This window comes from Cupriavidus sp. 01L415 (assembly GCF_056400065.1).
In genome coordinates, this window is sequence record NZ_JBFTSP010000034.1 from 45,295 (window position 1) to 51,987 (window position 6,693).

Here is a 6,693-nt window from a genome sequence, read left to right on the forward strand (position 1 = left end):
TCATTCTCCATGGATGTTGTGGTCCTTGACGACGCGGCCCCATTTGGCGGCGTCCGCGCGAATCAGGCTGGCGAATTCGGCGGCGCTCCCCGGCGCCGGCACCAGTCCGAGCTGCTCCAGGTTCTTGCGCACCTCGGGGGTGCCGAGCGTGCGGCGCAGCGCCTCGTTCACGCGCTTCACCACATCGGGCGGCGTGCCGGCCGGCCCCATCATGCCGTACCAGTTGCTGGCTTCCACGTTGGCAATGCCGAGTTCGCCGAGCGTCGGCACGTCCGGCAGGAATGACAGCCGCCTGGGCGCAGCTACGCCGATGGGTTTCAGGCGCTTGCTGGTGATGAAGGGCATGAGGCCGGATGCGTCGCCGAAGAACGCGTCGACCTGGCCGCCCAGCGTATCGGTGATGGCCGGCGCGGCGCCCTTGTAGGCGACGTGCAGGAAGTTGACGCGCGTCGCGACCTTGAAGAGTTCAATCGTCATATGCGGCATGCTGCCGACGCCCGTGGAGGCCAGGCTGGGTGGCTTGGCCGCCTGCTGGGCCTGCTTGACGAAGGCGGCGGCGGTGGCGACCGGTGCATCGGGTTTGACCACGAGGACTTCCGGCGTATTCACGACCATCGAGATCGGCGTCAGGTCCTTCTGCGGGTTGTAGGGCAGGCTGGCATACAGCGACGGGTTGATCACGATGGCGCCGGCGCTAGTCAGGAACAGCACGGAGCCGTCGGTCGGCGATTTGGCAACGAAGCTCGCGGCGATGGCGCCATTCGCGCCCGGGCGATTATCGATGACAACGGTCTGCTGGAGTTCCTGTTCCAGCTGGCGCGAGATGGCGCGGGCCAGCGTATCCGCGGGGCCGCCTGCCGGAAACGCGACGACCAGCCGGATGACCGGCGCGGCGTGGGCGAGGGAGGTGAATGCCAGCGACATCAGTGCCGCGGCAAGAAACGGGGTGCGCCATCGGTTAAGCAAGGTGGTCTCCTGATTGGTGGTTGCAAGGGACGGCCGCGCGCGTCCGCGCTTGCCGCCACGCCGGTGATTTCAGCGCGGGGCAGGCGCGGGGCAGCGCGTGGGTTGGGCCTAGCCGCCGGCCGCGCCCTGGGTGTTGACGTATAGCGAGTAGATCGACGTGCACGACGCCATGAACAGGCGATTGCGGTGACGTCCGCCGAAGCAGAGGTTGGCGCAGCGCTCGGGCAGCGAGATATGGCCAATCGCCTCGCCTTGCGGAGAAAACACGCGCACGCCATCGAGCTCCGGCGTGCCCATGCCCCAGCCGCACCACAGGTTTCCGTCCACATCGACGCGAAAGCCATCCGGCGTGCCGGGGCCGGCGTCGACCAGCACGCGCGATTCCGTCAGCCGGCTGCCGCTGGTGTCCACGCTGAACGCCCGGATGCGCCGTGGCCGCGCGCGCGACTCGATCACGTAGAGCGTACGTTCGTCTGGCGAGAAGGCCAGGCCGTTGGGACCGCTGATATCGTCGGCCACCACGGTGGCGGTGCCGGTATTCGGATCCAGCCGATAGACGCGCTCCGGCAGTTCGGCCTCGGCGCGCTCGCCCTGGTAGTAGCCGGCAATGCCGAAGGGCGGATCGGTAAACCAGATCGAACCGTCTGACTTGACCACCACATCATTGGGCGAGTTGAGGCGCTTGCCTTCGAAGCGATCCATCAGCACCGTGACGCTGCCGTCGTACTCGGTGCGGGTAATGCGGCGTCCGCCGTGCTCGCACGTGATCAGCCGGCCCTGACGGTCGCGCGTATTGCCGTTGGCGTGATCGGAAGGCCCACGGAACACACTGACCGCACCGGTCTCTTCTTCCCACTTCATGATGCGGTTGTTGGGGATGTCGCTCCATAGCAGGTAGCGGCCATCGCCAAACCAGACTGGTCCTTCATTCCAGCGGCCACCGGTGGCAATGCGCTCGACGGCGGCCAGAACCAGCCTGTATTTTTCGAATTCCGGTTGCAGCACCTGGACGGCCTCGTCCGGGTAGCGGCGAATCGGCATGCGGTCGCTGAGATCCACGATGCGGGCTCCTTTCTTCAGGCGTACAGGCGTGCGGGGTTATGGACCAGCACGGCGTCGGTGGTAGCGGCATCGCCGCACAGGGCGCGAATCCACGCCAGCAGCCAGGATTCGTTCGGACGCGGGTACTGGATGTTCGGATGCGGCCAGTCGGTACCCCAGATCGCGCGCGCCGGGGCGATGTCGAGCAGCCGCCGCGCAACCCGCACGGCCGAGGGATAGGGCACGATGCCGTCGGTGATGCGATCCGGGCCGGACAGCTTGATCCAGAGGTGCGGCAGCGCCAGGAATTCCTCCAGCGCGGCGAAGGCGGGGTAGGAAATCCCGTCGCTGGCGTTGACGCGGGCCATGTGGTCGATGACGAGCGGAATATTCAGCGGCGCCAGCGCCCGGAGGGCGTTCACCACATCCGGCAATTGCCCGTGCAGCAGCGCGTGCCAGCCATAGGGGCGGATACGTTCGAGCACGGCGCGCATGCGGCCCGGATCGGCCGGTCCGCCAAGATGGGACATCAGGCCAAGGCGGATACCGCGTACGCCGCGCGCGTGCATATCAACCAGGCGCGCTTCGTCGATCTCGGGATCGATGGTGGCAATGCCACGGTAGGTGCCATGGCTGTCGTCGAGCGCGGCGAGCAGTGCGTCGTGGTCATCGCCATAGCACGCGCCCTGCACGATGACGCCGTGGGCAATGCCCAGCGCCGCATGCAACGCGCGGATCTCGCTGAACGGCGCCGCCGGTGGCGCGTAGATGGGATCGGGCGGCAGCGGGAATCTCGCGTACGGCCCGAAGATATGAAAATGGCAATCCCAGATGCCGGACGCGCCGGTGGTGTCGACTTGCATGGTGGTCGGTTGTCGGTGTCAGTCGGAGCGTGCGCCGGTTTCCTTGACCACGCGCGTCCAGCGCGCGTACTCGGTCCGGATCAGCTTGCCGTAGTCGGCGGGCGTGCCGCCGGTCGGCTCGGCGCCCTGGGCGTGCAGCGCGGCGAGGGTTTCGGGGTCTTTCAGCAAGGCTGCCACCTCCTGGTTGATCCGCGTGGCGATGGCCGACGGCAGACCGCGCGGCGCGACGATGCCTTGCCACGTGCCGGAATCGAAGCCGGGCGTGATGGTCTCCGCCAGCGTCGGCGTATCGGGCAGCACGGAGACGCGCCGCTGCGTCGTGGCGGCAATCGCGCGCAGCTTGCCGTCCTTGATGAACGGCAGCACGGCATTGAGGCTGCCGGACATCATGAAGTCCAGCCGCCCCGACAGCAGGTCCGGCAGCGCCGCCGCATTGCCCTTGTAGGGGATGTGATTGAACTGCGTGCCGGTGCGGGCCGCAAACAGCACGCTGGTCAGATGGTCGATCGTGCCGTTGCCGGACGAACCGAAGTTCAACTGGCCCGGCCTGGCCTTGAGCAACGCCAGAAAGTCCTGCGGCGTCCTGGCCGGCGACGCGGCATTGACGATCACGACCAGCGGCACCGTGGCGACATAGGCCACTGGCGTGAAGATCTCGGTGGGATTGAGCGCAGGCTTCTGGAACAGCGCGGGCGAGATGGCGATCGACGAGCTGTTGTAGAGCAGCGTATAGCCGTCGGCCGGCGATTTCGCGACTTGTTCCGAGGCGATGTTGCCGCCGGCACCTGGACGGTTCTCCACCACCACCTGCTGGCCGAGGCGGTCGCCCAGCTTGCGGGCGATCACGCGCGCGATGATGTCCGTGGGGCCGCCCGGCGAGAACGCCACCACCAGACGGACCGGCTTGTCCGGATAGGCGGCGGCGCGCGCGACGGCGGGCAGGCCCGCGCTGGCCGCCAGCACGGCCATCTGGACCATCAGGGCCATCACGGCCGTCGTATGGCCACGTCGACCCGGGCGGGCCGTGGATGTCTTGGATGCCATGGCGGCGTTGTCTCCCCTGTGTGTTTTATCGGTGCGGCCTGTGGTCAGCGGCAGCTCAGTCGCAACGCACGCTCATGCCGCCGTCGACGATGATCTCAGTTCCGGTGACGAAGCGCGCTTCGTCGGAGGCCAGAAACAGCGCTGCGTTGGCGGTGTCGCGGCCGTCGCCCATGAAGCCGAGCGGAATGCGGGCCTGGCGCTGGGCCAACAGCGCGTCGACGTTGCCGCCCGCGCGCTGGCCCGCCAGACGTGCCTCCACCATCGGCGTATGCATCTGGCCCGGAATCACCGTGTTCACGCGGATGTTCTTCTTCGCGTACTCCACCGCGACCACGCGCGAGAACTGGATCACGGCTGCCTTGGCCGATGCATAGCCGACCTGGGCCGCTCCGGTCCAGCGGATGCCGGACGTCGACGCCGTATTGACGATGGCCCCGCCGCCTTGCGCTTCCATATACGGCAGCACGGACTTGCACGTCAGGAAGACGCTCTTCAGGTTGAAGTCCAGTTGCGCGTCCCAGACTTCCTCGCTGAGATCCACCGGACCGCCCTTGGCGGAGCCCCCGACATTGTTGACGAGGATGTCGACACGGCCGAAGCGCGCAATGCAGGCTTCGACCATCGCGGCCACGGCCTTCGCGTCGGTGACGTCGCAGGTGTAGGGCTCCACTTCGCCCTGCACGCCGCGCACGCGGGCCAGCGTTTCTTCCATGGCGGCGGCATGCTTGTCGACGGCGAAGATCTTCGCGCCTTCTTCCGCAAAGCGCACGGCCACGGCGCGGCCGTTGCCCCAGCCCGGACCCACGCAGCCCGCGCCGGTCACGATGACAACTTTTCCGTCGAGTCTTCTGGACGACATGTTTCTGTTCCTTCAGCTTGAGAGTCAGAGTGCGACGAGTTCCGGCGCCGTGCCTTCGGGCGGGACCACTTCGAAGGCGTTGATGGTCATGGAAATCAGTGTGTAGTAGCCGGCCAGGCCGACGAGGTCCACCACGCTGTCCTGACCGAGCACGGCGACGGCGCGCTGGTAGAGCGCATCGGGGATCTTGCGGGTGGTGTCCAGGCTCTGCATCACGGCATGGACGACGGCTTCGTCTTCGTGCGCAAAGCGCGGAATCTGGCCGGTACGGATGGCCTCGACCACGTCGGCGTCAACGCCGGCTTTCAGTGCCAGTGGCTTGTGCGCAAACCATTCGTACTCGGCGCTCCAGGCCCGCGCCATGCAGAGAATGGCGAGCTCCGATAGCCGGGGCGACAGCGACGAGTCGTAGCGGCAATACTGACCCAGCGCCTGTGCGGTGGCCGCCAGTTGCGGCCGTTGCAGCCAGACTGCCAGCGGTCCGCGCACGCCGCCACGGGGGCCGGCGGCGATGGTGTCGTAGACGGTGCGCTGGGCGGGCGTCATGGCCTCCACGGCCAGGGCGGGAATACGGGGCATCAGCCTGTCTCCAATCTTTGTTATGGGTGCGGTGTCATGCTGCGTCGCAGCGTGACCACGCCACGAATGCAGCCATTGTGCGGACGGTGCGTTTGTAGCGTCCAATATATTTTTTGGAACAGACTCATTCCAAATTAGAATTACTGGCTGCGCCGTGGCTGACGGCGTTTTCAACCGGAGCGCCCGATGGAAATCCGAGAACTGCGCATGTTCGTGGCGCTGGCCGAGGAGCTGCACTTTGGCCGTGCGGCGGAGCGCCTGCGCATTTCGCAGCCGCCATTGACCAAGCACATCCAGCAGCTGGAGGCACGGCTGGGCGTGATGCTGTTCGACCGCAACAAGCGCAGCGTGCGCCTGACGCCGGCCGGTGCGGCGCTAGTGCAGGAGGCGCGCCGTATCCTGAACCAGGCGGAAGTCGCCATGCAGGTCGTACGCCGGGCGGAGCAGGGCGAAACGGGCACGCTGCGCATCGGATTTGTCGCGGCGGTGGTCTATATCGGCATCGAGAAGCTGTTTGCGCGGCTGCACCGCGAGCTGGTGGGCGTGGACACCGTCTGGGAAGAGATGGGGTCCTCGGAGCAGGTGGAGGCGCTGCGCAACGACCGCATCGACCTGGGCTTTGCGCAGGTGCCGATGGGCGTGGGCGAGATGTCGGCGCATCAGGTGGCGCGCGTGCCGCTGGCGGCGGCGCTCCCGGCGGATCATCCGCTGGCCGGCCGGTCAAGGATCGATCCCGCCGCGCTGGCCGACGAGCCGTTTATCGTGATTCCGCGCGAGAGCGCCCCCGGATACTTCGACCTGACCGCGGCCACCTGCCTGCAGGCGGGCTTCAGTCCGAATTTTCGCCACTATGCCAAGCACCTGCTGTCGGTGGTCAGCCTGGTGGCACTCGGGCGCGGGGTAGCGCTGGTGCCGCGCACACTGGCGGTGGCGGCCATTCCGGGCGTGGTGCTCAAGCCGCTGACGGGCGCCCCGGCGCACGCGCAGTATTCGGCGATCTGGCATCCGGGCAATCCGTCGCCGGTGTTGGCGCGGGCGTTGAAACTACTCGGCGTTCCATAGGGAATTGGAGGTTGCTTCAAAATGAAGCGAGCGGTCCTGGCTAGACGCGCGGCCGCAGACAGTACAAGTGGTACGGCCAGCGAATGTGGCTAACCCGACAACGACGCCAGGATCCTTCTGAAACAACCTCCTAGTGTTGTGAGTTAGAAATTCATTTCATTATTGCCTTGTCCGCCTGCCGCGACGAAATGGCGCATGAAAAGGCGTTCCGATTCGCGCAATCCTTCCTCGGTGAGGATGACTGATTTCGCCTTGTTCACAGGGTCGGCAATGAGACCT

The 6,693-nt window shown here is 66.5% G+C and carries 8 protein-coding genes; 1 reads left to right on the top strand and 7 read right to left on the bottom strand.

Translation table 11 applies throughout. From position 1 onward, the window contains the following. The 6 genes from AC1DOX_RS27525 to AC1DOX_RS27550 form a co-directional block, all read right to left on the bottom strand. Positions 1–966, bottom strand: coding sequence for a Bug family tripartite tricarboxylate transporter substrate binding protein (locus AC1DOX_RS27525; protein ID WP_441622965.1), 966 nt, complete (start codon positions 964–966; stop codon positions 1–3). 108 nt (positions 967–1,074) lie between these two features. Beyond that, on the bottom strand, positions 1,075–2,007 hold the full coding sequence (locus tag AC1DOX_RS27530) for an SMP-30/gluconolactonase/LRE family protein (RefSeq protein WP_441622987.1): 933 nt from the start codon (positions 2,005–2,007) through the stop codon (positions 1,075–1,077). A 35-nt stretch (positions 2,008–2,042) separates the two neighbouring features. Further along, positions 2,043–2,870, bottom strand: a complete 828-nt coding sequence (locus AC1DOX_RS27535) for an amidohydrolase family protein (RefSeq protein WP_441622967.1) — start codon at positions 2,868–2,870, stop codon at positions 2,043–2,045. 18 nt (positions 2,871–2,888) lie between these two features. Further along, positions 2,889–3,914, bottom strand: coding sequence for a Bug family tripartite tricarboxylate transporter substrate binding protein (locus AC1DOX_RS27540; protein WP_441622969.1), 1,026 nt, complete (start codon positions 3,912–3,914; stop codon positions 2,889–2,891). A 55-nt stretch (positions 3,915–3,969) separates the two neighbouring features. Continuing rightward, on the bottom strand, positions 3,970–4,773 hold the full coding sequence (locus tag AC1DOX_RS27545) for an SDR family NAD(P)-dependent oxidoreductase (protein ID WP_441622971.1): 804 nt from the start codon (positions 4,771–4,773) through the stop codon (positions 3,970–3,972). A 24-nt stretch (positions 4,774–4,797) separates the two neighbouring features. Next, the gene (locus AC1DOX_RS27550) at positions 4,798–5,352 is read right to left on the bottom strand and encodes a carboxymuconolactone decarboxylase family protein (protein ID WP_477101602.1); all 555 of its coding nucleotides are present in this window, start codon (positions 5,350–5,352) and stop codon (positions 4,798–4,800) included. 186 nt (positions 5,353–5,538) lie between these two features. On the opposite strand from AC1DOX_RS27550, the gene AC1DOX_RS27555 reads away from it, so the two are divergent. Beyond that, complete coding sequence (locus AC1DOX_RS27555; protein ID WP_441622975.1) at positions 5,539–6,414, top strand: LysR family transcriptional regulator; 876 nt, start codon at positions 5,539–5,541, stop codon at positions 6,412–6,414. A gap of 143 nt (positions 6,415–6,557) precedes the next feature. Here the strand turns inward: AC1DOX_RS27555 and AC1DOX_RS27560 are convergent. Beyond that, on the bottom strand, positions 6,558–6,693 hold a 136-nt coding region (locus AC1DOX_RS27560; RefSeq protein WP_477101656.1), incomplete at its 5' end, for a DUF6429 family protein.